This window comes from Pseudomonas fjordensis (genome assembly GCF_976987115.1).
The window spans coordinates 2,889,383-2,912,286 of sequence record NZ_OZ336860.1; the positions used below are offsets into that span (position 1 = coordinate 2,889,383).

19 protein-coding genes and 1 pseudogene are annotated in these 22,904 nt (G+C 59.3%); 7 read left to right on the forward strand and 13 right to left on the reverse strand.

What is annotated here, in order from left to right:
• Window positions 1-328: 328 nt before the first annotated feature.
• A complete protein-coding gene (zapE, locus tag ACWHXD_RS12985) occupies window positions 329-1,435 on the forward strand; it encodes a cell division protein ZapE (RefSeq protein ID WP_032892097.1) in 1,107 nt (368 codons plus the stop codon).
• Between the two features lie 165 nt (window positions 1,436-1,600).
• On the forward strand, window positions 1,601-2,092 hold the full coding sequence (locus tag ACWHXD_RS12990; protein WP_003190875.1) for a GNAT family N-acetyltransferase: 492 nt from the start codon (window positions 1,601-1,603) through the stop codon (window positions 2,090-2,092).
• Between the two features lie 101 nt (window positions 2,093-2,193).
• Here ACWHXD_RS12990 and ACWHXD_RS12995 read toward each other — a convergent pair whose 3' ends face one another.
• The 4 genes and pseudogenes from ACWHXD_RS12995 to ACWHXD_RS13010 all read right to left on the reverse strand — a co-directional run bounded on the left by ACWHXD_RS12995 (window position 2,194) and on the right by ACWHXD_RS13010 (window position 4,911).
• Complete coding sequence (locus tag ACWHXD_RS12995) at window positions 2,194-2,406, reverse strand: hypothetical protein (RefSeq protein ID WP_003190877.1); 213 nt, start codon at window positions 2,404-2,406, stop codon at window positions 2,194-2,196.
• Window positions 2,407-2,534: 128 nt separating this feature from the next.
• Window positions 2,535-2,705: pseudogene (locus tag ACWHXD_RS13000) on the reverse strand (hypothetical protein); the annotation flags it as partial.
• Between the two features lie 129 nt (window positions 2,706-2,834).
• Window positions 2,835-4,577 (reverse strand): phosphoethanolamine transferase CptA, encoded by a 1,743-nt coding sequence (locus ACWHXD_RS13005; protein ID WP_098951707.1) that lies wholly within the window; start codon window positions 4,575-4,577, stop codon window positions 2,835-2,837.
• 157 nt (window positions 4,578-4,734) lie between these two features.
• Entirely contained in the window at window positions 4,735-4,911 is a 177-nt protein-coding gene (locus tag ACWHXD_RS13010) for a DUF6026 family protein (protein ID WP_153475996.1), read from the reverse strand.
• Window positions 4,912-5,170: 259 nt separating this feature from the next.
• Here ACWHXD_RS13010 and gnd point away from each other — a divergent pair, with 259 nt between their 5' ends.
• Genes gnd through ACWHXD_RS13025 form a run of 3 tightly spaced genes read left to right on the forward strand, consistent with a single transcriptional unit; the run spans window position 5,171 to window position 8,495 of the window.
• A complete protein-coding gene (gnd, locus tag ACWHXD_RS13015) occupies window positions 5,171-6,154 on the forward strand; it encodes a phosphogluconate dehydrogenase (NAD(+)-dependent, decarboxylating) (protein ID WP_003190882.1) in 984 nt (327 codons plus the stop codon).
• Complete coding sequence (zwf, locus tag ACWHXD_RS13020; RefSeq protein WP_032892093.1) at window positions 6,151-7,674, forward strand: glucose-6-phosphate dehydrogenase; 1,524 nt, start codon at window positions 6,151-6,153, stop codon at window positions 7,672-7,674. The genes gnd and zwf overlap by 4 nt, the downstream gene beginning before the upstream one ends.
• Window positions 7,671-8,495: an HAD family hydrolase gene (locus tag ACWHXD_RS13025; RefSeq protein WP_138762586.1), complete on the forward strand. Its 825-nt coding sequence runs from the start codon at window positions 7,671-7,673 to the stop codon at window positions 8,493-8,495. The genes zwf and ACWHXD_RS13025 overlap by 4 nt, the downstream gene beginning before the upstream one ends.
• A gap of 66 nt (window positions 8,496-8,561) precedes the next feature.
• Here ACWHXD_RS13025 and ACWHXD_RS13030 read toward each other — a convergent pair whose 3' ends face one another.
• Window positions 8,562-8,822, reverse strand: a complete 261-nt coding sequence (locus tag ACWHXD_RS13030) for a hypothetical protein (protein WP_032892091.1) — start codon at window positions 8,820-8,822, stop codon at window positions 8,562-8,564.
• 344 nt (window positions 8,823-9,166) lie between these two features.
• Here ACWHXD_RS13030 and ACWHXD_RS13035 point away from each other — a divergent pair, with 344 nt between their 5' ends.
• On the forward strand, window positions 9,167-10,489 hold the full coding sequence (locus ACWHXD_RS13035) for a sigma-54 dependent transcriptional regulator (protein ID WP_032892090.1): 1,323 nt from the start codon (window positions 9,167-9,169) through the stop codon (window positions 10,487-10,489).
• Window positions 10,490-11,253: 764 nt separating this feature from the next.
• On the opposite strand, the gene fapF is transcribed toward ACWHXD_RS13035, so the two are convergent.
• From fapF to ACWHXD_RS13070, 7 genes are all read right to left on the reverse strand, one after another.
• A complete protein-coding gene (gene fapF / locus ACWHXD_RS13040) occupies window positions 11,254-12,561 on the reverse strand; it encodes a fibril amyloid transporter FapF (RefSeq protein ID WP_032892089.1) in 1,308 nt (435 codons plus the stop codon).
• 49 nt (window positions 12,562-12,610) lie between these two features.
• Window positions 12,611-13,354, reverse strand: coding sequence for a fibril amyloid subunit FapE (fapE, locus tag ACWHXD_RS13045; protein ID WP_032892088.1), 744 nt, complete (start codon window positions 13,352-13,354; stop codon window positions 12,611-12,613).
• Between the two features lie 37 nt (window positions 13,355-13,391).
• Window positions 13,392-14,072: a fibril amyloid maturation endopeptidase FapD gene (gene fapD, locus ACWHXD_RS13050; protein WP_032892087.1), complete on the reverse strand. Its 681-nt coding sequence runs from the start codon at window positions 14,070-14,072 to the stop codon at window positions 13,392-13,394.
• 61 nt (window positions 14,073-14,133) lie between these two features.
• The gene (gene fapC, locus ACWHXD_RS13055) at window positions 14,134-14,868 is read right to left on the reverse strand and encodes an amyloid-like fimbrin subunit FapC (RefSeq protein WP_032892086.1); all 735 of its coding nucleotides are present in this window, start codon (window positions 14,866-14,868) and stop codon (window positions 14,134-14,136) included.
• Window positions 14,869-14,936: 68 nt separating this feature from the next.
• The gene (gene fapB / locus ACWHXD_RS13060; RefSeq protein WP_098951700.1) at window positions 14,937-15,488 is read right to left on the reverse strand and encodes a fibril amyloid subunit FapB; all 552 of its coding nucleotides are present in this window, start codon (window positions 15,486-15,488) and stop codon (window positions 14,937-14,939) included.
• Entirely contained in the window at window positions 15,488-15,946 is a 459-nt protein-coding gene (gene fapA, locus ACWHXD_RS13065) for a fibril amyloid chaperone protein FapA (protein WP_032892084.1), read from the reverse strand. The genes fapB and fapA overlap by 1 nt, the downstream gene beginning before the upstream one ends.
• A 314-nt stretch (window positions 15,947-16,260) precedes the next feature.
• Complete coding sequence (locus tag ACWHXD_RS13070; RefSeq protein WP_032892083.1) at window positions 16,261-17,259, reverse strand: FecR family protein; 999 nt, start codon at window positions 17,257-17,259, stop codon at window positions 16,261-16,263.
• A 148-nt stretch (window positions 17,260-17,407) separates the two neighbouring features.
• On the opposite strand from ACWHXD_RS13070, the gene ACWHXD_RS13075 reads away from it, so the two are divergent.
• On the forward strand, window positions 17,408-17,677 hold the full coding sequence (locus ACWHXD_RS13075) for a PepSY domain-containing protein (RefSeq protein ID WP_003190899.1): 270 nt from the start codon (window positions 17,408-17,410) through the stop codon (window positions 17,675-17,677).
• 19 nt (window positions 17,678-17,696) lie between these two features.
• Here the strand turns inward: ACWHXD_RS13075 and ACWHXD_RS13080 are convergent, their stop codons facing one another.
• Window positions 17,697-22,838 carry a dermonecrotic toxin domain-containing protein gene (locus ACWHXD_RS13080; RefSeq protein ID WP_138762587.1) on the reverse strand — a complete coding sequence of 1,714 codons (5,142 nt, stop codon included), beginning with the start codon at window positions 22,836-22,838 and terminating at the stop codon, window positions 17,697-17,699.
• Between the last annotated feature and the right edge of the window lie 66 nt (window positions 22,839-22,904).

Below are 22,904 nucleotides of genomic sequence, written 5' to 3' on the forward strand. Positions count from 1 at the left end.
CCCAAGTAGCCGTTACCGCAGCAATGGATATGTACACAATCTAACTGTGTCGCCTGCCAGGCCGCCTTCGCGAGCAAGCCCGCTCCCACAGTTGGATCGTGGGGGTGTCAGGTAGATATGGGGCGACTGTCAGGCCGTCATCGCAGGCAAGCCAGCTCCCACAGTTGGATCGTGGGGTGCCAGGTAGATAGGCGTCGGTAGGCAGGCCGTCACGGGAGCAAGCTCCCTCGCCACAGGCCCTGCGTCGCACCAACGTTGCGTCGATATCTATACCGGGATGTGAGATCAAGCAGAGTACATATACGGTCTATCAGTCATACTGGCCAACATGACTTTCGACTCGCCTCTCGCCGCTTATCAACATGCCATCACCCAGCCGGGTTTCGTCGCCGACGACGCCCAGCGCCGGGCGGTCCAAGCCCTGCAAGCCTGTCACGAGGCCTTGCACCAAGGGCGTTCACCGATTGCTGGCGTGTACCTGTGGGGGCCGGTGGGACGCGGCAAGACCTGGCTGATGGACCAGTTCTACCAAAGCCTGCGCGTGCCTGCGCGGCGCCAGCATTTTCACCACTTCATGGCGTGGGTGCACCAGCGCTTATTCCAGCTCACGGGCACCCAGGACCCCTTGCAGGCGTTGGCCCGGGAGCTGAGCCAGGCCGTGCGCGTACTGTGCTTCGACGAGCTGTTTGTGAACGATATCGGGGACGCGATCATTCTCGGCCGCCTGTTCCAGGTGATGTTCGAGGAAGGCGTGGTGATGGTGTGCACGTCCAACCAGCCGCCCGACCAGTTGTATGCCGATGGCTTCAACCGTGAGCGTTTCCTGCCGGGCATCGATGCGCTCAAGCAGCATATGCAGGTGGTGGCCGTGGACGGTGGCGAGGATCATCGCTTGCATCCCGGCGTGGGCATGCAGCGCTATTGGGTGAATCAACCCGAGGCACTGGCGGCGGTGTTCCAGCAATTGAGCCAAGGCCAAACCGTGACCAGCGGGGCGGTAAACGTAGGGCACCGCACCATCATGACGGTACAGGCCAGTGACACCGTGCTTTGGTGTCGCTATGCGGACCTGTGCGAGCAGCCCCTGGCCGCCATGGATTTCATGCTGTTGTGTGATCGCTTCCGCGCCATCCTGCTGGGAGACGTCCCCAACCTTAGTGCACAGAAACGCCCAGGCCGAATTGCCCGTGGCACTGAAGACGGCGCCGAGCGCGTGGTGGCGGGGGATCGAGAGTTGCCGCAGTTGTCGGTGCACGATGACAGCGTACGTCGCTTTATCGCCTTGGTAGACGAGTGCTACGACCGCAAGGTGCCGCTCTTTATCGAAGCCCGTGTGCCGTTGCAGCACCTGTACACCGATGGTTACCTGGAATTTCCTTTCCGACGCACCCTGAGCCGGCTGCAGGAGATGCAACTGCAACGCTTCGCCACCTAGGAAAAATCGCCGCTTGCGGGCTCATTGCGCGCTTTGATGCGCGCAACCTTCGCACTTTCTGTCAGTTATTTGTCGCTTATCTCCTTCATCTACTGCCGACTCCACGCTTACAATCGCCCTTCTCAAAGGGAAACGATTCCCTGGTTGTCGCTATCGAGGAAGGACATGGACACCCCAGACATCCTGGTGCTGCAAGCCAGCTATACCAACGCCGTGCACGCCGACGCCATTGGCCTGCTGCTCAACCATTACGCTGAAGATCCGATGGGCGGCGGCCACAGCCTGCCCGCCGATCTCTTGCAGCAACTGCCCGCCGAACTGGCCAAGCGCCCCCACGCGTTCAGCGTGCTGGCGTTTGTCGGGGGTGAGCCAGCGGGGTTGGTCAATTGCTTTGAAGGCTTCTCGACCTTCGCCTGCCGACCCTTGGTCAACGTCCACGATGTGGTGGTGAAGGAGCAATTTCGCGGCTTGGGCTTGAGTCAGAAGATGCTGCAAAAGGTCGAGGAAATCGCCCGGCAGCGTGGTTGCTGCAAGATCACCCTCGAAGTGCTGGAAGGTAATGCCCTGGCGCAGTCGGCATACCGCAAGTTCGGGTTTGACGACTCAGTGTTTGATCCCGCCCATGGGCGAATGCTGTTCTGGCATAAACCGTTGTAATAACTAACCGGCAAAAAAAGGGCGCCATTAAACGGCGCCCAATAAACCTTCGCCAACGGAGCAGAATGGCGCAGGGTGCTACGGATTAAGTAAGTATTAACTCAGCTGTTCGGTTGCGTCTGATCAACCGTCTCAGACTTAACCGATTTGCCATCGGCACTGGCAACTTGTTGTTCAGCCTTGCCGTGGGTTTTTTCCTGAATGAAGCTGAAGTTGTTGTAGAACTCCTTGGAACGCTCTGCACCGCCCTCTGCAAAGGCGGCGGCGGAGGTCAGGGTCATCAGGCTGGCCAGCATCAAGGTCGACAGTTTCATCGCGGTATTCCCATTAAAAGTGATAGGTGTCCGGTCGCTCCGTGATCAGATCATGGAGCGACTATGGCGTTATCTTATTAAGTGGGAATTAACTGAAAGTGCCGTTGAAGTTAACAGTTTTGTTAGCTTCAACGTACGCGGCTACAGCTTCCAATCCAATCCAATGCCAACGTGACGGAACGCGGCGCGCCACAATACACGCCGTTATAAAAACCGACGCGCTCGTAGTATTTCTTGTCAAAGAGGTTATTCACGTTGACCGACGCCGAAACCTGTTCGTCGAACTGGTAGCGCGACATCCGCTGCAGACTCCTTGTCGTCTTTGATACCTCCCCAGGCAGGGAGGGCTTGGTTCAAAGACGAAAGGAGTTGCGCAACTTCAGGGTTAAACGAGAAAGATTGTTATCTTTTCGTCATAAGGCCCTGGCTTACTTGGCCACCACTTCGGCGCCGTCGGCCTTCTTGGGCTTGATCAGGCTGAAGTCGATCAGTGCCTTCTGCTTGGTTTCGTAAGGGTTGCCGATCAGCAAGGGGCGTGGCTTGAAGCTGTCGCTGACCAGGCTCTTGGTGTGGTCCAGTTCGTCGAAACTCAAGCCTGCCATGTCGGCCCAGGTGTGGATCAACTGGGAACTGCTGTACGGCCGTTGCAGGTCGCCGGCAAAGCTCCAGTCGTGGCTTTCGCGCCATTTTGGCGAGGCGTAGGCCATGAACGGGATTGTGTACATCGGCGCGGTCGGCTTGCCTTCGTTACGGCCCAAGGTGTCGTGGCCGGCGGAGTCGAACACGTCTTCGCCGTGATCCGACAGGTACAGCAAGAAGCCGTTGGGGTCGGTCTTGGCGTAGTCCTTGATCAGGCTGGAGACCACGAAGTCGTTGTACAGCACCGCGTTGTCATAGCTGTTGTAGGTTGGCAGTTGCGCATCGCTGACACCCGCCGGCACACCCTGGCGGTCGGTGAATTTGTCGAAGGTCTGCGGGTAGCGGTACTGGTAGCTCATGTGGGTGCCCAGCAGGTGCACCACGATGAACTTGCGTTCGGCGGTATCGGCCAGGGCCTTGGAAAACGGCGCCAGTACGTCGCCGTCGTACTGACGGGCGTTCTGGTTGCGGTTGTTGTTCAGGTACACCTGCTCGTCGGCCTGTTCGGAAAAGGTCGTGAGCATGGTGTTGCGCTTGGTCATGGTCTGCTGGTTGGTGATCCAGAACGTCTTGTAGCCGGCCTGTTTCATCACGCTGACAATCGACGGCGTCTTGAGGTACAGGTCCGGGTTTTCTTCGTCGGCGAAGGTCAGCACCTGTTGCAGCGCTTCAATGGTGTAGGGGCGCGGGGTGATGACGTTATCGAACACGGCCAGTTGGTCGCGCAGCTTGTCCAGCTCCGGCGTGGTGTTGCGTGGGTAGCCGTAGAGGCTCATGCGTTGGCGGTTGGTCGACTCGCCGATTACCAGGACCAGTGTGGACGGCTGGCCGGCCATGCTGTCCTTGAGGTTGTTCAAGGGCGGGATCTTGCTCGCACTGGTGAGCATGCCTTGCATGTTGTCCAACTGCTCGGTGTAGCGACGATAGGCGACGATCATCTGCCAAGGCACGGCAGGCTCGATGCGGGTTTCGAAACGGTCGATGGCCAATTCCATGGTTTCGCTGGTGGCGATCTGCTTGACCAGTGGGTAACCCACCACTGCCAGGACGATGGCGATGGCTGCCACGATCGACTGGCCGCGCGGCAGGTACACCGGGCGCAAGCGCGTCCACAGGAAGATGGCGAAGGCGGTGTGGGCAATGAACGCCAGCACGATCCACCAGGCAAAGTATTGGGTCGCGTATTCGCCGGCTTCAGAGATGTTCGACTCGAACATGATGAAGATGACGCTCTGGGAGAATTCCTGCTGGTAAATGAAGAAATAACCCAGGCTCGCCATGGAACACGCCCACAGCACCACGCCGATCAAGGCGGCGAGCAGGCGCGTACGGCGGGGGAACAGCAACATCGGCGCCAGCCACAGCGCGCTCATGAAGAAGGCCTGGCGGAAGCCACTGAAGCCTGAGGTGCCGGTCAGTTGGATAAGAAGTTGGGTAATACCCGAGAAATACCAGAAAAACAGGAATAACCAGCCAAGGCCGGCCCAATCAAAGCCTTTCGCAGTCGTCGTGCTGCGTTTGAACATCGCCATCCAGCGCCCCATCAGAAAAAGATTGTCGCGCACAGACGCGCAACATCGGGCCGCCCAGGAAGTGAGCGGCATCGCGGAACGGGAGTATCAAGAGGGGAATGTGAAAACTTTGTGAGTTTTCTGTAGGTATTGCCTTACAAGGCTACTGGCGCGGGCTTCAGCACAGCGCAGGCTTGGCATCCGACGGCTGATCGAGATGGGCTTGAAGGTGTGAACGCAGGCGCAGGACTTCCTGTTGCAACTGATCACGCTCGTCTTTCAACTGGCGCAGTTCATCGCGACGGATGGTGACATAGAGGGTCTGTGGCGGACGGGTCATCTGTGCTGTGCTCATTGCTTACCTCGCAAATAGCCGGTAGATCGCGGTGCCAAAACAGGTTTTTGGCAACAGTCGGAAGCAAGTTTGAATTCTTTTTCGCGCCAAGGGAACTTTTTTATTTTTGGTGGTCGTGTGACTTTTGCCGGGGTGATGGTGAAACGATGGCAACTTTTTTGTCATGAAACTACACGGATCCGCTCTGGACTAACCCTCATTAGCCTCATTGCGCTATAAACTATGTCACACATTTTTTAGAAGTTAGGAGCATCAGCACATGCAACTGGGGATTATCGGACTAGGCCGCATGGGCGGTAACATTGCGCGGCGCCTGATGCTCAATGGGCATACCACCGTTGTATACGACCGTAACGAAGCCTTCGTCAAAGCCCTGAGCGAGGAGGGCGCCACCGGCGTCGCCGACTTGAAAGCGCTGGTGGCCGGCCTGCAAAAGCCTCGCGCTGTCTGGGTCATGTTGCCGGCGGGCGCGCCCACCGAAGACACCATCAACGTGCTGAGCGAACTGCTGGAAGACGGCGATGTGATCATCGACGGCGGCAACACCAACTACAAGGACGACGTGCGTCGCGGCAAGGCCCTGGCTGAAAAGGGCCTGCACTATGTGGACGTGGGCACCTCGGGCGGCGTCTGGGGCCTGGAGCGTGGCTATTGCATGATGATCGGTGGCGACACCGAGACCGTGAATCGCCTCGACCCGATCTTCAAAAGCCTGGCGCCGGGCCTGGGTAACATCCCGCGCACCAAGGACCGTTCGGCCTCTGCCGACCCACGTGCCGAGCAGGGCTACATTCACGCCGGCCCAGCGGGTTCGGGGCACTTCGTCAAGATGATCCACAACGGCATCGAGTACGGGATGATGCAGGCGTTTGCCGAAGGTTTTGACATCCTCAAGACCAAGAACTCGGAGAATCTGCCAGAAGACCAGCGCTTTGACCTCAATGTTGGCGACATCGCCGAAGTCTGGCGTCGTGGCAGCGTGGTGTCGTCCTGGCTGCTGGACCTGACCGCCGACGCCCTGGCCACCGACCCGAAACTCGACGGCTACTCAGGCTCCGTGGCCGACAGCGGTGAAGGCCGTTGGACCATCGAAGCGGCCATGGAGCAGGCCGTGCCGGTTCCAGTGTTGTCGACCTCGCTGTTCGCGCGTTTCCGTTCCCGCCAGCAGAGCACCTACGGTGACAAAATGCTGTCTGCCATGCGCTTCGGCTTTGGTGGCCATGTGGAGACCTCCAAAAAATGACCGCTAACGGCAAGAAACCCAAGGCCGAACCTGCTCCACCCACCACCTTGTTTCTGTTTGGCGCCCATGGCGACCTGGTCAAGCGCCTGCTCATGCCGGCGCTGTACAACCTGAGCCGCGATGGGTTGCTGGGCGATGGCCTGCGTATTGTCGGCGTTGATCACAACGCCATCAGCGATGCGGACTTTGCCAAGAAACTCGAGGACTTCATTCGTACCGAAGCCTCCAGCAAGGTCCGGGGCAATGCCGAAAACGCCCTCGACCCTGCGTTGTGGGCGCAATTGGCCAAGGGCATCAGCTACGTCGAGGGTGATTTCCTCGACGACAGCACCTATGCCGATATCGCCAGCAAGATCGCTGACAGCGGCACCGGCAATGCAGTGTTCTATCTCGCCACTGCGCCGCGCTTCTTTAGTGAAGTGGTGCAGCGCCTGGGCAGTGCCGGCTTGTTGAATGAAACCGACGAGGGCTTTCGGCGCGTGGTGATCGAGAAGCCGTTCGGCTCCGACCTGGCCACCGCCGAGGCGCTCAACGCCTGCCTGCTCAAGGTGATGAGCGAGAAGCAGATCTATCGCATCGATCATTACCTGGGCAAGGAGACGGTGCAGAACATCCTGGTCAGCCGTTTCTCCAACGTGCTGTTCGAAGCGTTCTGGAACAACCACTACATCGATCACGTGCAAATTACTGCCGCTGAAACCGTTGGCGTGGAAACCCGGGGCAACTTCTTCGAGAAGACCGGCACACTGCGGGACATGGTGCCCAACCACCTGTTCCAGTTGCTGGCGATGGTCGCCATGGAACCGCCGGCCGCCTTTGGCGCCGATGCGGTGCGGGGTGAGAAGGCCAAAGTGGTCGGTGCGATCCGCCCCTGGTCGCTGGAAGATGCGCGGGCCAACTCCGTGCGCGGCCAATACACCGCTGGCGAAATCGCCGGCAAGCCATTGCCCGGTTATCGCGAAGAAGCCAACGTCGCGCCTGATAGCAGCACCGAGACGTTTGTGGCGCTCAAAGTGATGATTGATAACTGGCGTTGGGTCGGTGTGCCGTTTTACTTGCGTACCGGCAAGCGCATGAGCATCCGCGACACCGAGATTGTGATCTGCTTCAAGCAGGCGCCTTATGCGCAATTTCGCGATACCGAGGTCGATGAGCTCAAGCCCACTTACCTGAAGATCCAGATCCAGCCGAACGAAGGCATGTGGTTCGACCTGTTGGCCAAGCAGCCTGGGCCAACCCTGGAGATGGCCAATATCGAATTGGGCTTTGACTACAAAGACTTCTTCGAAATGCAGCCGTCGACGGGTTACGAAACTCTGATCTACGACTGCATGACCGGCGACCAGACCCTGTTCCAGCGTGCCGACAACATCGAGAACGGTTGGCGTGCGGTGCAGCCGTTCCTGGATGCGTGGAAGCAAGATGACGGTATCCAGGCCTACAAGGCGGGTGAAGATGGCCCGGCGGCGGCCGATGCCTTGCTGGCCCGCGATGGCCGCGCCTGGCATAGCCTCGGATGAGTGACGCGACGATTCAACCCATCCGGTTTGTCCTCAGTGATGTGGACGGGACGCTATTGCATCCCGACCACAGCCTCAGCCAACGCACCGCCGATGCCATCCGCGCCATGCGCGAGGCCGGGGTGCTTTTCAGCCTGGCCAGCGGGCGTCCGCCCAAGGCCATGCGGCATTTGATCGAAACCTTCGGTATTGATGTGCCGGTGGCGGGCTTCAATGGCGGCACGTTGGTCAACCCGGATGGCAGCATCCTGATTGCCCACCATCTGCCGGCGGAAGCGGCATTAATCACCCTGGCGCTGTTTTCGGCCGAGCCGGACGTGGAAGTCTGGGTGTTTGCCGATGGCGACTGGCTGCGCCGTGATCCGCCCGGGCCCATGGTGCAGCGCGAAGCCGATGGCTTGGGCTATGGGCCGGTGGTGGTAGAGAGTTTCGAGCCGTACCTGGACCGGGTCGACAAGATCGTCGCTGCCAGCAACAACACCCAGTTGTTGGTGGAGCTGGAAGCGCAATTGCAGCCGAAAGTGCAGGGGTTGGCCCAGGTGTCGCGTTCGCAACCGGTGTATCTAGACGTGACTGCGATGCTGGCCAACAAAGGCGAAGCCTTGAAAACCCTGGCCGAGCACCTGGGCGTGCCGCTTGCGCAAACGGCCGCGATTGGCGACGGTGGCAATGACCCGGCGATGTTTCATGTGGCGGGGTTGTCGATTGCCATGGGCCAGGCCGAAGAAACCGTCAAGCGCCAGGCCAATGTGGTCACCGGCAGCAATGTCGAAGACGGCGCTGCCGAAGCGTTCGAGCGTTTTATTCTCGCTGCACGTTAAGCGACGAAGTGTGGCTGCACAACTTCCAGTTCAAGTTTTACTTGGGCTGGAAGTTGCTGCATGCAATTACTTCGGCATTGCCCAGTGTTGCAACTGGTGACCCTCTTTATCGAGCTCGGCGCGGGCCTGCAACAACAGGTTTTCAAGTTGGGCCGGGTCGGTATAGGCAGTAGAGGACAACTGTTTGCTGCCGATGCGGGTATTGGTACGGTCGATGACGCTCAGGCTGAGGGCGCCAACGCCATCGTGCCAGGCCACGCACTGAAAGGGCTGGAAAGCACGGTCTGCAATCAAAAGAGCTTCGTTGATGCGCAGCGGAGCGTTCATTTGGGTCTTCTCTCTGTATGCCCATTCAAGTGAGTACCGGCGGTTGGGCTGACCGTGCGGTGGGTTACTTGTACTGATGCACGATGGTGGGGTGCGGGTCACATGCTAGGGCAAGAAATTTTAACTTTCCCTGATTGACGTCATGTAAGCGGCTGTTTTGAAAGCGCAATAAGCCTTTCACTGGTGAGCAACTTCTGGCTCGCTACGAAACAGGCATGGCTTTTTGCCCGCACTTATAGCGAAAGGGTACAAGGTCAGCGTCAAGATCTTGCTAGGGTTACCAGCAGTCGCCACAAACTATTGTTTCTAAATAACTTTAATAATCTTGGCGCCAAGGAACAGTCATGATTGCGACGCCCCCCCAACGCCGCTTACTGGTGGTCGACCCCTGTGACGACTGCCACGGGCTTTTGCCCGGTTTACGCACCGCCGGCTGGGAAGTCGACAGCTGCGCCTTGGAGGCGGTGGGTGAGCGCTCCTGCGATGTAGGCCTGCTGCGCTTGCAGCGTGATCACTTGGAGCGTCCCGAGGCGGTCAAGGAGTTGATTGGCCGCAGCGGCACCGAGTGGATCGCTGTGCTCAGCCAGGATGTACTGCGCTTGCAGAACGTCGGCGATTTTGTCTGCGAATGGTTCTTCGATTTCCATACCTTGCCCTTCGATGTGTCCCGGGTGCAGGTGACCCTGGGCCGTGCGTTCGGCATGGCGCGCCTGCGTGGCAAGGGCTACGCGCCGGTGGATGAGCCCCATGAATTGCTGGGCGAGAGCCGCCCCATTCGTGAGCTGCGCAAGTTGTTGTCCAAGTTGGCGCCGACTGAATCCCCGGTGTTGATCCGCGGTGACAGTGGCACGGGCAAAGAGTTGGTGGCCAAGACCTTGCACCGCCAATCCCAGCGGCACGCCAAGCCGTTTGTCGCGATCAATTGCGGCGCCATCCCTGAACACCTGATCCAGTCCGAGCTGTTCGGCCACGAAAAAGGCGCGTTTACCGGCGCTCATCAGCGCAAGATCGGGCGTATTGAAGCGGCCAACGGCGGCACCCTGTTCCTCGATGAAATCGGCGATCTGCCGATGGAGCTGCAAGCCAACTTGTTGCGCTTTCTTCAGGAAAAGCACATCGAACGCGTCGGCGGCAGCCAGCCGATCCCGGTGGATGTACGCGTGTTGGCCGCCACCCACGTCAACCTTGAGGCGGCGGTGGAGAAGGGCGCCTTTCGCGAAGACCTGTATTACCGCCTGAATGTGCTGCAAGTGGTCACCGCGCCGTTGCGTGAACGCCATGGCGACGTGGCGATGCTGGCCAACCACTTTTCACGTTTCTACAGCCAGGAAACCGGACGGCGCCCGCGCAGTTTTAGCGAAGAGGCCCTGGTGGCGATGGGGCAACACCCGTGGCCGGGCAATGTGCGTGAACTGGCCAACCGCGTGCGCCGAGGACTGGTGCTGGCCGAAGGGCGGCAGATCGAGGCGATTGACCTGGGGCTGCAAGGCCAGCAAGTCATTTCGGCACCGATGGCGACACTGGAAGACTACAAACACCGCGCCGAACGCCAGGCGTTGTGCGATGTGCTCAACCGGCACAGCGACAACCTCAGTGTCGCAGCCCGCGTGCTGGGGATTTCCCGGCCGACGTTCTACCGGTTGCTGCACAAACACCAGATCCGCTAGGGCGGGTAGACCCAATGTGGGAGCTGGCTTGCCTGCGAAAGCGGTGGTTCAGTCACAGATGCAGCGACTGATACACCGCTTTCGCGAGCAAGCCCGCTCCCACAGGGCATCTGCGCCTGGCGCTGATTCTGTGGGCAATGCATGACCAATGAGGGAGCTGGCTTGCCTGCGAAAGCAGTGGTTCAGTTAGAGTTTCAGTGACTGACACACCGCCATCGCGGGCAAGCCCGCTCCCACAGGGGATCTGCGCCTGGCGCTGATTCTGTGGGCAATGCATGACCAATGTGGGAGCTGGCTTGCCTGCGAAAGCAGTGGTTCAGTTAGAGTTTCAGTGACTGACACACCGCCATCGCGGGCAAGCCCGCTCCCACAGGGGATCTGCGCCTGGCGCTGATTCTGTGGGCAATGCATGACCAATGTGGGAGCTGGCTTGCCTGCGAAAGCAGTGGTTCAGTTAGAGTTTCAGTGACTGACACACCGCCATCGCGGGCAAGCCCGCTCCCACAGGGGATCTGCGCCTGGCGCTGATTCTGTAGGCAATGCATGGCCAATGTGGGAGCTGGCTTGCCTGCGAAAGCGGTGGTTCAGTTCGAGTTTCAGTGACTGACACACCGCCATCGCGGGCAAGCCCGCTCCCACAGGGGATCTGCGCCAAGCGCTGATTCTGTGGGCAATGCATGACCAATGTGGGAGCTGGCTTGCCTGCGAAAGCGGTAGTGCAGTCACAGATGCAGCAACTGACACACCGCCTGCAGGCAAGCCAATCAGAAGTAATACGGGAATTTCAGGCTGAACGTAAAGTCCGGCGCATCATCGGTCATGCCAATCGCCAGGTTCGGCACGATGGTCAGGTTATCCGAGGCGGCAATCGTCATGCCCACGTTGAAATAACCGGCATTGGCATCGCTGGACACCACCGATTGCCAGTCGCCGCCATCCGGCTTGAGTTTACTCTTGCGTTGCACCAGGTCGGACACCGAGAACGACATGCTCATCTTCTCGTTCAGGGCAAAGGCGACGCCGACCCCGAACTGGAAGCTGTCGCCCAGGCGCACCTTGCCTCCCACCTTCTGATTGACTTGACTGCTGATGTCATCGAAAGAGTCTTCAAAGTTGTGGGTGTACGACAATGAACCGAACAACACAGCCGGATCGAAGGTCTTGACCAGGGAGATGCCCGGTGTAACAGACCAGACCCCGTTGCCCGTCGGCAGGCTTTCGGGCACGTAGAGGTTGTCGTTGTTCGGTTGCTGGACCAGTTTGATGCCAAAAGGCTCCTTGCCCGTCGGTGCCTTGACGCGCACGGATACCACCGCATCCGGCAAGGTCGAAGTTTCGTCGAGGAACTTGTAGGCCACGCCAAAGTTGACATCGCCGATGGTCGGGTCTCGGGTCACGGAGCCTTCGGAGGTGGCGGTGGCGTCGTTGCCGGCGCCGCCCGACTGGTAGGTGGACTCGCGGTATACCACCGGCACGTTCAGGTCGAACTGCCAGCGGTTGTCGACGTTGTAGCGCCCGGTGAGGTCCAGGGTCCAGCTGTCGGACTTGATCCGGTCCAGGTTGATGTTGCCGAGGAAGATCGAGTCCAGCGCCAGGAAACCATTGAGGGTCAATTGGCGCGCGTCATAACGGGCATAAGTGATGCCGGTTTCCACGCTGAACTTGCCATTGCCGAAAAAGCCGCTGGCTTCGTTGTACAGGTTGCTCACACTTTGCGCAGGGGCCGAGTCGTCCTTGAGGGCCTGGCCGTAGGAGCTACCACCCCCGCCAGCCCCACCGGACGCTGCGGCTGCGCCCGTACCGCTGGCCGCGACAGTGTTAGCGCCGTTCTTGAAGTCGGCAGGTGATTTAGCCAGGCGTCTGGGGGCAGGCGTTGCCGGTTGGTCCTCGACCTGGCGCACACGTTGTTCCAGCACGGCCAAGGCTTTTTGCTGCACGTCGTAACGTTGTTTGAGTTCCAGCAGTTCCTTCTTCAGGGTTTCGATGTCAGCGTCTGGCGCGGCATACAGCACGGATGCGGGCAAGAGCGTACTCAAACAAACCACCGCACGAAGCGATAACGATCGATGCATGAAATAAGCCGTCCTTTTCTAATGCGTAAGTGTCGAGGGTCAGCGTAGTTCAATAACCGAGCGTGCGTAGGCCCTTGAGTTGATCCAGGTTGCAATTCAACGCGGCGTTGTTCAGCCCGTTATTGTTCATGACTACGTTGATCTGGGTGATGTTTCTGACAAGGTTGCTGTCACCGGTCAAAACCGTGCCTTGCAGCACGTTCCCCGCGCCGATCTGTTGCAGGCTGTTGCCCTGGTTGTGATTGGCCTGGATGGCCATCTGTACGCCGCCACTGTTGGCCGAGACGCTGACACGGCCTGCGGCGCTGTCGCCGGTCACTGTGCCGCCCGCCACCAGCACCTGGCCGGACTGCAGGTTATTGGCGGGGGTAACCCCATTCTCGACGTTGATGCCCACATTGTTGTAGGCGGCGTTGCCATCGCCGGCGGTGCGTACACTTTGGGTCACGCCCTGGCCGCTGCCGAGGCCGGCACCCCCGACCACATTGCCGGTGCCCGTGTTGGGAGGGGTGCCAGTGCCGGTCGAGCCGGTGGTTTGCACATAGAACTGAGGAGTAATGGTGCTCTTGTCGATCTGCATGTTGGCCGTGCCGGTGATGTTGCTACCTTCGGCATTGGTCCAGGTGCTGCTCATGACAATGCCAAAGCTGATGATGCGCCCCGGCATCACGTAACGGCCACGCAGCTCGGCCATTTCGGCGTCCTTGAGTTCGATGGGCTTGAACCCCGAGGACGCATAAGCAGGCATTGAGGCGGCCAGACACAAGACCGTCAGCCAACGGGAAGTGTTCATCTGCTGCTCCTGGGGCGTCCTGCCCCTTATTGCGCTTCTAGAAGAAGTCGCTCTGGATAAAACCGAAATCCATCAGCTCGGCATCGCCCACGGGCCGGAACTCATTCATCTGGCTCTTGGCGGTCAGCGGCAGGGGCGGGTCGAGCAAGACGTTGGCCTTGTCGTAACCCTCGCCCAGTACGGCGAAGACAATGCCATTCCAGCCTTTGACGAAATCGTCATGGGAATAGCGCTTGTGGCCCAGTACGGGGTCGCCGATGTACACCCAGTCCTTGTCGGCCCGTTGCAACACCACGAAGTGCTTGTAGCCGCGGATTTCCAGCAGCACCACCACGGGGATTTTCACGGTCAGCAGGGTCTCGGGCGCGATCTTGTAGCCCCGGGCGCGCATGCCGATGCTTTCGAGGTAGCGCTTCATATCCAGCATGGAAAAGCCCTGGGTTCGTACCAGGTCCTGGTCGGCGGTGACCAGCATGCCTTTGATGATGTGGGCTTCGTCGACGTCCAGCCAATAGGCTTGGCGCAGGATGGTGGCGAGTGCCGCGGCACCGCAGCTGAAATCGGTTTTCTGTTCCACCAGGTTGGCGAACCGGCGCTCGCGAATGCTCTCGACCTTCTTGAAAATCACCGCACCACCGGGCATGGCGGAAATCGCCATGGTGCCTGCCCAGCTCGTGCCGGTGAGTAACATCAAGAGGGTGAGGGTCGCGATACGCATGATCGAATGACCTGTTGGACACTGGAATAAAAAAGGGCCTTGTTGCCAAGGCCCCGTTGGATCAGAAGCGCACGCCGCTGGCGCAGACGCTGCAACCTTGGCCGATCGACAGGCTGTTGCTGCCTTGGTTGCCCGCACCCGATTGCAGGTTCACGCCTACGTTGCCGGAGTTGTGGTTAACCGAGTTGTCGAGGCTTGCGTTGTTGGACACGTACTGAGGCTTGCCATAACCATGGCTGCTGGCGGCCGTGTTCAGGTAGCTGTTGTTGAGCGAGTTCTGCTCGGTGTTGGAAGCCGCTGCGATGTTCTTGCCGTCAGCGGTGGTGATGGCCAGGTTGTTTTTACCCTGGTTGCCCTGGCCGGCCTGGCCGTTGTAGCCCACGTTGCCGGAGTTGCCGGTGATGGAGCCGTCCAGGGAGGCGTTGTTTTGCGTGCCTTTGTTGACGAAGTTGTTATGCGAGCTGCCTTGGTCCACATCGATCACGGCAAACACGGTGGCGAAGTCGCCTTTTGCACTGGAGATGGCGCCGGCGTTGTCGGCCTGGTTGCCAGAACCGGATTGTGCGTTGACCCCGACATTACCGCTGTTGCTATTGACCGAGTTGTCGGCTGATGCGTTGTTCTCGGTGTTGGTATCGTCGAATTTGTTGTGTTCGCTTTTTTGTACGTCAGTGACGACAGCGGCCACAGTACCGGTGGGTTGTGGGGCTGGATGCCAACCACCCGCTTGAGCAGCAGCAGCCATGAGTGCGGCGAGAGCGAAAACCATTGGTTTCAGAGCCATTTGAGGTTTCATGGTGTTTCTCCTTGCTTCTAATTAGTTGGTTAAGTGTTGGTACGGTCTAACGAACGTCTACCAAGCGGTTACTTGATAGTGATGCCCAGGGTGTTAGCCACTCGGTTCCCCACCCCTGCACTCTGGACCACCTGCGTCACTCCTCGGCTGCCGGTGAAGGCCTGGTCGCTGGTCACGACCTGGCGGCTGCCAGTGGTGGGGGTGAGCCCTGAGTCGGTTGCCAGCGTCGTCGTGTTCTGTTGCAACAGGACGCTGTCATCGATGCTCTGCGGGCCAGAGTTGAGGCTGATCCGCACAGCGTTGATGGATTGGTTATTAGCCCCGGCCGCCTGGTTGATGCCCAGCACACCGTTGCCACTGCTGAATGAGTTGCCCTGGATCGCTGCCTTGGCGTTCAGGGACGGGTCGACCTTGCCGTCGACGCGCTGAATGTCGACGTTGGTGGCCTGGCCACCCAGCGCGATGGCGCGGCTGTTGGACATTTGTTGCTGGTTGCCGGCGGCCTGGTTGATCGACAGCACACCGTCGTACTGCTGGCCGCTGTTGTTGATCACTGCGGTGTTGTCGGCCATGGCCGTGGCGCTGCCCAGCAGGGCGACTATCAACAGGGCGCGCTTCATCACTTGCCCCCCATCATGCTGCCGAGGTTGTTGAGCGGCGCCATGCCACGCTGGATCGAGTCGCTGATCTGCCCGCCCATGCTGCTGCCGCTGCCCGCACCATGGCCGGCCGCTGCGCCAGCGCCGAGGGTCGACATGCTGTTTTGGGTGGCGCCCAGGCCTGACAGGCTGCCGTTGGGCTGGAGGGAGCGGGCGAGGCTGGAGCCACTGCTGATGCCGCCGATATCCCTGTCGCTGAGTTCGCCGGTCAAAGCGTTGTTGATCTCTTTGCTGGGGTTGGCATTGGCGGTGTTGGGGTAGGGGTCGGGCAGCGAGGTGCGCCCATACATATGGCCCTGCACGGTGCGCCCGGTCACGATCACGCCGTCACCCGCCTGGCTTGTCAGGCTGACACCGGCACTGAGCACGCAGCTGATCAGCAGTACGTTTATCGACGAGGCGTGTGTGAATGTGTTCACGGCGGCAGTCCTTATTCTTCACGCTGACCCTAAACAGCGTTATCAGGGAAGGAGCAGAAGGCGTGCCGCTTTCTATTAGATGTGGTTATTCAAGGGCTTGGGATTAAGGCAAGGCAAAGTGATGGCAGCCCTGTTTCAGGTTTGAAACAGTCCGCAAAGCGTGAGATAGGCCCATGCTCGCCTCACGCTGTCTCAGCGATGTAACACTGCCTGTGACAGAACCATGAATCCGCACACGGCGGGCGATGCAGGCGAGGGAGGTGTTTCAAAAATGGACACCCGCGGCCCAAACGTACCCGTTCGTGCGAGCGGGCTCAGCCCTTGGGGGTTTTACGCGGAATGGAATTGAGTACAGGGTTGCCGTCCTGGTTTTGGGTCAGGTAGACCGGCAACACCTTGGGCAGGGAGGGCACGAGGTTGTTGACCTCGTTGATGTTGTAGATGCCGCCGATGCGGATCGCGCCGGTACTGGCGTCGGCGAGCATCACCGGCTTTTTAAGGTAGCGGTTGATCAGGGGCAGGGCGTCCGTCAGGGTCAGGTTGTCGAGCACCAATTTGCCCTGGCGCCATGCCAGCGCGGTGTCATCGGGATTAATCGCGGCGACTAGCGGGGTGGCGTCACCCTGACGGAAACTGGCTTGCATGCCCGGGCTCAGCGGCACACTGGCGTGCTCGCCGTCGCTGGAAATCTGCACCGAGCCTTCCAGTAACGTCACCCGCACCTGGTCGTCATATTCCCAGACATTGAACTGCGTGCCGGTCACTCGCACCTGGCCTGTGCCGGCTCGCACGATAAACGGGTGGTCGCGGTCGTGGGCGACTTTGAAGAACGCTTCGCCCTTTTTCAGGGTGACCCGGCGCTGGTCCTTGTAATGGCTGTAGACCAACTCGGTGCCCAGGTTCAACTCCACTTGGCTGCCATCGCCCAAAGTGACTTTTTTCAAGCCATTGGCGGCTTCGAAGTGTTCATAAGAGCTGGGCAACCAGCCCGCTTCCCAGCCGGTGAAGGCGGCAAGCGGCAACGCCGCCAGGCACACCGCTGCGGCTACCGCGTAGGTACGCAGGCGGTTGCGCGGCTTCTTGAGGGGCACCACCACTGCCTCTGGTATATGGCGGGGCAGATGATCAGCCACGTCCCAGATCTCAAGCATGGCCGCATATTCGAAAGCGTGCAGCGGATGGGCATCGTGCCATTGAGTAAAAGCCTGACGTTCGCCCGGCGTGCAATCTGCAGCATGCAGGCGCATGCACCAATGCGCGGCGGCGTCGGTGATGGCGTCATATTCGGTTTCTGAAAGGGGCTTTTCGCTCATTAACTCATCCTGATTTCCCACATTCTAACCTCCCAAGGTAGACGGCGAGAACCGCATCATGGCGATTGCACATCAATTGGAACTTATTCTTGTTTGCGTGCGCCTAAAAAATCAGGAATTAACCTGTCGTCCACTATGGAGTACGAAAATGTTGAAGAAAACCTTGATCGCCCTGTGTGCTACTTCCGCGCTGTTGAGCGCTGGCGCCGCCATGGCCGACAAGCCGGGTGCAGGCTGGATCACCATTGAAAAAGCCATTGAGGTGGCGAAAACCAAGGCCGGCTACGTTGAAGTCTACGCCGCTGAAGCCGATGACAATGGCTATTGGGAAGTCAAAGGCCGCAAATCCGATGGCACCGTATATGAAGCCCGCATCGATGGCGCTTCTGGCAACGTGCTGCGTGACCAGAAAGACTGATGTTCCTGCCGGGGGCCGCTCAGGCTCCCGGCTCCAGGTAGCGCCCAAGGTGGGTGATCAGGTACGTCACTGAGTCTGCATTGGCCAGGATGGTGTCAATGCGTTTGTCAGGTACCGACATGAAGATGACCCTGGCGTCCTGCAAGGTCTTGGCGCCCGTCGCCTTGAAAATTTTCTTTTCAATTGCCGAGCCTGGCTGGAAATCCTCCCACAGCTCGGTGAGACTGTCTTGAGTCTTGAACAGCATGGTTGCAGGCGTCATCGTCGATAACGCCGTGCTGCGCAGATCTTCCAGGGTGGTTTTAAGCACTGCGGCGCCGGGCCTTTGGATATTGATCAAGTCCGGGAAGGGCCGCATGCTGTCCAGGTAGGCGATGTCTACGGTGTCCAGCTTCAAGTGCGTCAATTCGTGAATCAGCGTACTGGCCCTGGCGTGCGTCGATATGTTGAAGGCCACATTCTCCAGCAAGCGGTTCTGATAAACGTCCAGATTGGGGTCGAAGAAGCGGCTCAGCAGATACAGTTTTCGCTCTCTGTCGGCGGGAATCATGAACGCATAATCCGATGCGGGATCCTGTCGGCTGGTGCCCACCACAAAACGCATGGAATTTGGACCGGTCAAGCTGGGGTCGGTGAGCTCATTGATTATCTCGTCGATTATTTTGGTGACTTTCGAAACCTGGTCCGGCGTCAGGGTGACGACACCGAACATTTCTCCCAAAAAGCGCCCAACCCGGCTGTTCGGGTCGCGTTGTGTGGCGAATTGCGCGACGTTGCGGCGGCAGTTCAGCGCGTAATAAGTCGCAAAGTTCAGCGCTTCGGTGATGGCTTGGGCTTTCCAGTAGGTCAACGCACCGATATCGCGGATGCCCACCGCTTCAATATTGATATCCCGTGCTTCGTTTCGCCATGTCTTGAGGTATGACTGAGCCCTGCCGAAGCGCGGCTCTTGGTCGCCCAGCTCCAGTACCCATATGCCCTGCGTATTGCGACCGATGTACGGCCCAACCTGCTCATCGTTGGCGAGGCGCCAGCGTTGTGCGGCTTTCTTGACGCTATACACCTTGCCGGCCAGCGGCACGTAGTATTTCGAGGCTTTGCGGTCTTCATACACCTGGCTGAGCCTGCTTTTTTTCAGGTCTTGCAATGCCACATCCTGTGCCTCGAACGGCTGCAGCCGGGTGCGCGAAGGGCTGGTGATATGCCAGGTGTCGAGGGTGGTGGCGGCGGGCAGTGACGTGTCTGTCAGCTCGGCCAGCGAGCGCTCCTTTTCGGTGGGCGGTGCAAGGGCGGTGCCGTCCAGCGCACTGCGCAGGGCGGCCATCTGCGCCACGCCCCTGACGAAATCCTTGAGCGCAGCCTTCCACTGGTGCAGCTGCAAGGCTTCGGCCGAGCGCTTGAACAAGGTGTAGCTGCGCCATACCACCAGCGGGTAGGCGAGTTTGCCCGCCATGAACTGTACCGCCGTGGGGATTTCCTTGCCGAACAAGCGGGTCGCATGGTCCCACAAGGTCTTGGCGCCTTCTTCGAATTGGCTGCCCAGCACCTTGAGCAACATCGATGTATTTTCACTGAACAGGTAATGCAGCACATTGCCCGCCACTGGCGATGCGGCCAAGCTGATATCGGAGGGGCGATGGCGACTGTCTTTGAGCAAGTGGCGGTAAGTGGCCTGGTGCGGATCTTCCAGGTGCATAAGCACCCAGTCCTGCAGTGCGCCCGGCCTTTGTATCTCATCGAGCAGGGCCGTTTCATCCGTATATTCCTTGAACACATGTTGTTCGCTGTACGGCGCATAAAGCACCCATGGTCCATCGCCGGGACTCTGCGGGCCGATCAGGTACACGCCCAGCACTTTGGCGGTACTGGCGCCTTCGGTGGCGATCAGTTCCAGCGGTCGAATCATCGCCGTGGCGCCACTGAGTGAGGCGCGGGCCACGGCGTCCGGCATATCGAAAATCTGTTGCACCAGGCTCAACGCCTGGGTGGAAAGGCGTTCCTGCAAGCTGTGTTCGTGGGCGCATTGCAACGCTTGCCAAGGCAATTGGCGGCAAAACAGGCGTTTGCGTTGGCGCGCATCGTCGGTTTTTGTTTCAAGCTGGCTTCGCACCCGTTGTTGATAAGCACTTTTGAGGTCCAGCTGTCGCACCATTTGTATCACCGCACTGGCATCCAGGGCTTTTGGTAATGGCTTGGCGGTGCGTGAGCGCGGGCGGATGTGTTGCGCCGTCAGGTTTGGCCAGTGCCGTAAGGCAAAGTCGGTCAGGTTGTCGACATTCACATCGAGCACCGCATGGGTGGGGATCAGGATGCCATCGGGGTTGAGCCCCTTGCCGGGAAAGCGCGCCTCAAGCAGCGCCGTCAGCGTGGTTAAGGCATACGCGCGGATGGGTTGGATGTCATGCAGGTAGTCGTGTTCCTCGCCGGCGTTGTTGCAGTACTGCTCCAGAAGCTCGGCCTGGTGGATTTGCTCCTGAGGCGGCGCCATGCCGAGCCACACCGGCAGTGCCTGCTGGTTGACCATGGCATCGGCCAGCGTGATCGCCCTGCCAAGGTTGGTGGGCGGCGGCTGTTCGATGACGGTGTCCAACCGGTCTTGCAAGGCGCGGGCCCCAAGGCCCATGGATAGCAAGTGATCAACGCCCGCCATGACGGCGTCGTTGTAGCTGTTTACTCGGTCATTCAAAAGGTCCTGATCGATACGTTGCAGCGGCCCCTGGCGAAAGGCCTGATGGGGCTCGCGCAAGCAGAACGGCAGGTTCTCCAGCAGGCTCAAGCTGTTGAGCGGGTGCGCCAGGCGTTGGGTGATTTCATCGCGCAGGTCGCTGACGCAGGCAAAGACTTCGTAGCCCAGGCGCGGGGTCCAGAGCAGCGCCTGGCCCGAGCGCTGCGGGTCGAGACCGCCGCGCTCAGTGATGACAAAAATATTGGCCAGCGGTTGTGGCGTATCGACGGCGTTCAAGTCCAGCGTCAAGCCATAGGCATCCGGCAAAAAACCGTTAAGGCCATGGCGGGTCAAGCGCGACAGACTCTCGGGCTGAAGTAGCGTGTCGACAATGGCCTTGCTGGCGGGCGCCAGGGTTTTATCCAGCCACCTCAGCTCGGCTTCGCTGCGTAACCCCACCAGCATCGAGTGGGCGTGTTTGGCGAGAGTCTTGACGAGAAAATCATGGGGTTGCTGGAGTATGGCCTGCTTGGAGAACAGCAGCAGGACGCGCTCGATGATGGTGTTGAACGTTTTGAGCGTCATGCTCGACAACTGCACGAAGACATTGCCTTCGCCCTTGGTATAAAACTTCGTCCGGGATGAAAAGGGCACTGCGGGCGCCTCTTGGGCCAGGCGTTCAATGAAGTGTTCAAGCATGCTCAATGACTGCACTGGCGTGCGTTCCTCACGCTCCTGGGCACGGGTGGCGTAGGTGTTGATATACACCTCGCTGGCCTTGACGGCCTGTTGCTGCAGTTTCAGTTCGGCGTTGAGCGTATCAGCGATGGTGCTGCGTAACGTCGGATGGTTCGCGCGCTCCAGCGCCAGTGCGTGCTCAACCGTTTGCAGGCTCTGGAGCTGGAGCCGGGCACGCTCGGCCTTGACCGTCGAAGGGCGGCCATCGCCGCGGGTGACCGGGTGCAAGGTCCAGCGCCCGGCGGTCTCCAGCGTGGCCAGTTGACTGTCCAGCAGGGCACGCACATCCAGGGCGCTGTCGAGCAGGGCCGCCAGGTCCACTTGGCCATCGCTGCGTCGGTAGATTGCCAGGGCATGGTTAAGGTTGTCCGTTTGCTTGCGCACAATGTCTTGCACCAGGGTTACAAACACATTGCCGGGAATCGGCCTTGCCGCGATGGCGATCGGGTCCAGGCCGAGCAGCGTGTCGCGCTCATCCAGTGAGAGCGCGTTGAGCCATTCGTCCTCGTAACCTTGGGCCTTAAGCATGCTCAACAACCGGTCTTTGAGGTCATCGAGGTTTTCCAGCACCTGTAACCCCCGTGATTGGGTGTAGAGGTACGCGTGGCGCTCGGTGATCATCAAGGTGCTCGCCGGTTCAACGTAGTGTTGATGGGGCGCATAAAGGCGTACCTTTTCCACATTGAGGTCTTTGGCATGGGCACTGCGGGCACTTTGGTCGCTGAGGAACAGTGCCTGAAGTGCGTCACTTTCATCGGCGGTGATAATGTCGCTCTGGCGTTTGAGCAGCACATCGAGGCGAAACTTCTGCGCCATGACCTGGGCAAAAAAATCCACGCGGGAGGTGCCGCTGTCGATATCTTCATTCCAGTAGGTCTGCAGCAGGCTTTCCAACAGCTTCGAAAAAATGCTTGAACTCTGTTCGATCAAGGCTTCCCAGCGTTGGCGATCTTCTTCCCGTTCGGCGCTGGTCAGGTCAGTGGTGTCATGTTTTGGGTTCGAGTATTCGCGGGTTTGCCCTTTGGGCCACCCATGGCGCACATAAAATTGCAGCAGCGCTTCGCTCAAGGTCAGTACATTGACCCAGCGTGGCGTTGCCTGCTCAGCCTCGCGGGTGAAGACATTGACCCGTGTGTCCCGTAGATCCAGGTGTTTGAACTGCTGGCGGCCCATGATGCTCAGCAGCGTATCGAGCATGTCCGGCAAGGTCGGGGTTTTTTGCAGGTGGCCGAGCATGGCTTTGACATTATCCAACTGGCAGGCCTGCAGCATGCGCCCTTGCTCTGGCATCACGTCACCTTCGATGATCTGAGTGGTCAGCACCATGGGCGTGTCAGCGCCAAGCGAGTTGCGTTGATCCGTCGACAGGTAGTTGAGCAAAGGGGCGCTCTGCAGTGGGTCTTCCAATTGCTCGGTCAATTCGCTCAGCAGTTCAGCATGGCTGTCATAGACCTGGATGCCGTTATCCGGGGTGTAGAGCAACGCCTTGGCGTCGTCGGGTGTCGGGCTGATCGCGAACGCGCCGGCAAGGGGGATGGGGGGCTTACTGGAAATATTGATCAGCACCTTTTCAACGCGCATGGGGTGATCATGCCGGCGTGTGTCCTGCCGAGATTCGTCGGTGGCCAGGTAGAGGTTGTACAGCCATTCACGGTCTTTGGCGGTGAGCCCCAGCGTGCGTTCACGGGCGGTGGGCGAGGCTTTGCCTTGGGGTTTGAGAAACTCGGGGAAAAAATACGGGGGCGTTAAACGGATCACAGCCTGTCTCCGGCGTGCCAGGAAAAGCACAGGGTAGGCAAGCGCCCGTGACGCAAGGCGGTAAAT

Bases quoted from the DNA above. Each gene is read 5' to 3' on its own strand.
- zapE (WP_032892097.1), top strand. From the start codon at position 329: ATGACTTTCGACTCGCCTCTCGCCGCTTATCAACATGCCATCACCCAG.
- ACWHXD_RS12990 (WP_003190875.1), top strand. From the start codon at position 1,601: ATGGACACCCCAGACATCCTGGTGCTGCAAGCCAGCTATACCAACGCC.
- ACWHXD_RS12995 (WP_003190877.1), bottom strand. From the start codon at position 2,406: ATGAAACTGTCGACCTTGATGCTGGCCAGCCTGATGACCCTGACCTCC.
- ACWHXD_RS13005 (WP_098951707.1), bottom strand. From the start codon at position 4,577: ATGGCGATGTTCAAACGCAGCACGACGACTGCGAAAGGCTTTGATTGG.
- ACWHXD_RS13010 (WP_153475996.1), bottom strand. From the start codon at position 4,911: ATGAGCACAGCACAGATGACCCGTCCGCCACAGACCCTCTATGTCACC.
- gnd (WP_003190882.1), top strand. From the start codon at position 5,171: ATGCAACTGGGGATTATCGGACTAGGCCGCATGGGCGGTAACATTGCG.
- zwf (WP_032892093.1), top strand. From the start codon at position 6,151: ATGACCGCTAACGGCAAGAAACCCAAGGCCGAACCTGCTCCACCCACC.
- ACWHXD_RS13025 (WP_138762586.1), top strand. From the start codon at position 7,671: ATGAGTGACGCGACGATTCAACCCATCCGGTTTGTCCTCAGTGATGTG.
- ACWHXD_RS13030 (WP_032892091.1), bottom strand. From the start codon at position 8,822: ATGAACGCTCCGCTGCGCATCAACGAAGCTCTTTTGATTGCAGACCGT.
- ACWHXD_RS13035 (WP_032892090.1), top strand. From the start codon at position 9,167: ATGATTGCGACGCCCCCCCAACGCCGCTTACTGGTGGTCGACCCCTGT.
- fapF (WP_032892089.1), bottom strand. From the start codon at position 12,561: ATGCATCGATCGTTATCGCTTCGTGCGGTGGTTTGTTTGAGTACGCTC.
- fapE (WP_032892088.1), bottom strand. From the start codon at position 13,354: ATGAACACTTCCCGTTGGCTGACGGTCTTGTGTCTGGCCGCCTCAATG.
- fapD (WP_032892087.1), bottom strand. From the start codon at position 14,072: ATGCGTATCGCGACCCTCACCCTCTTGATGTTACTCACCGGCACGAGC.
- fapC (WP_032892086.1), bottom strand. From the start codon at position 14,868: ATGAAACCTCAAATGGCTCTGAAACCAATGGTTTTCGCTCTCGCCGCA.
- fapB (WP_098951700.1), bottom strand. From the start codon at position 15,488: ATGAAGCGCGCCCTGTTGATAGTCGCCCTGCTGGGCAGCGCCACGGCC.
- ACWHXD_RS13070 (WP_032892083.1), bottom strand. From the start codon at position 17,259: ATGAGCGAAAAGCCCCTTTCAGAAACCGAATATGACGCCATCACCGAC.
- ACWHXD_RS13075 (WP_003190899.1), top strand. From the start codon at position 17,408: ATGTTGAAGAAAACCTTGATCGCCCTGTGTGCTACTTCCGCGCTGTTG.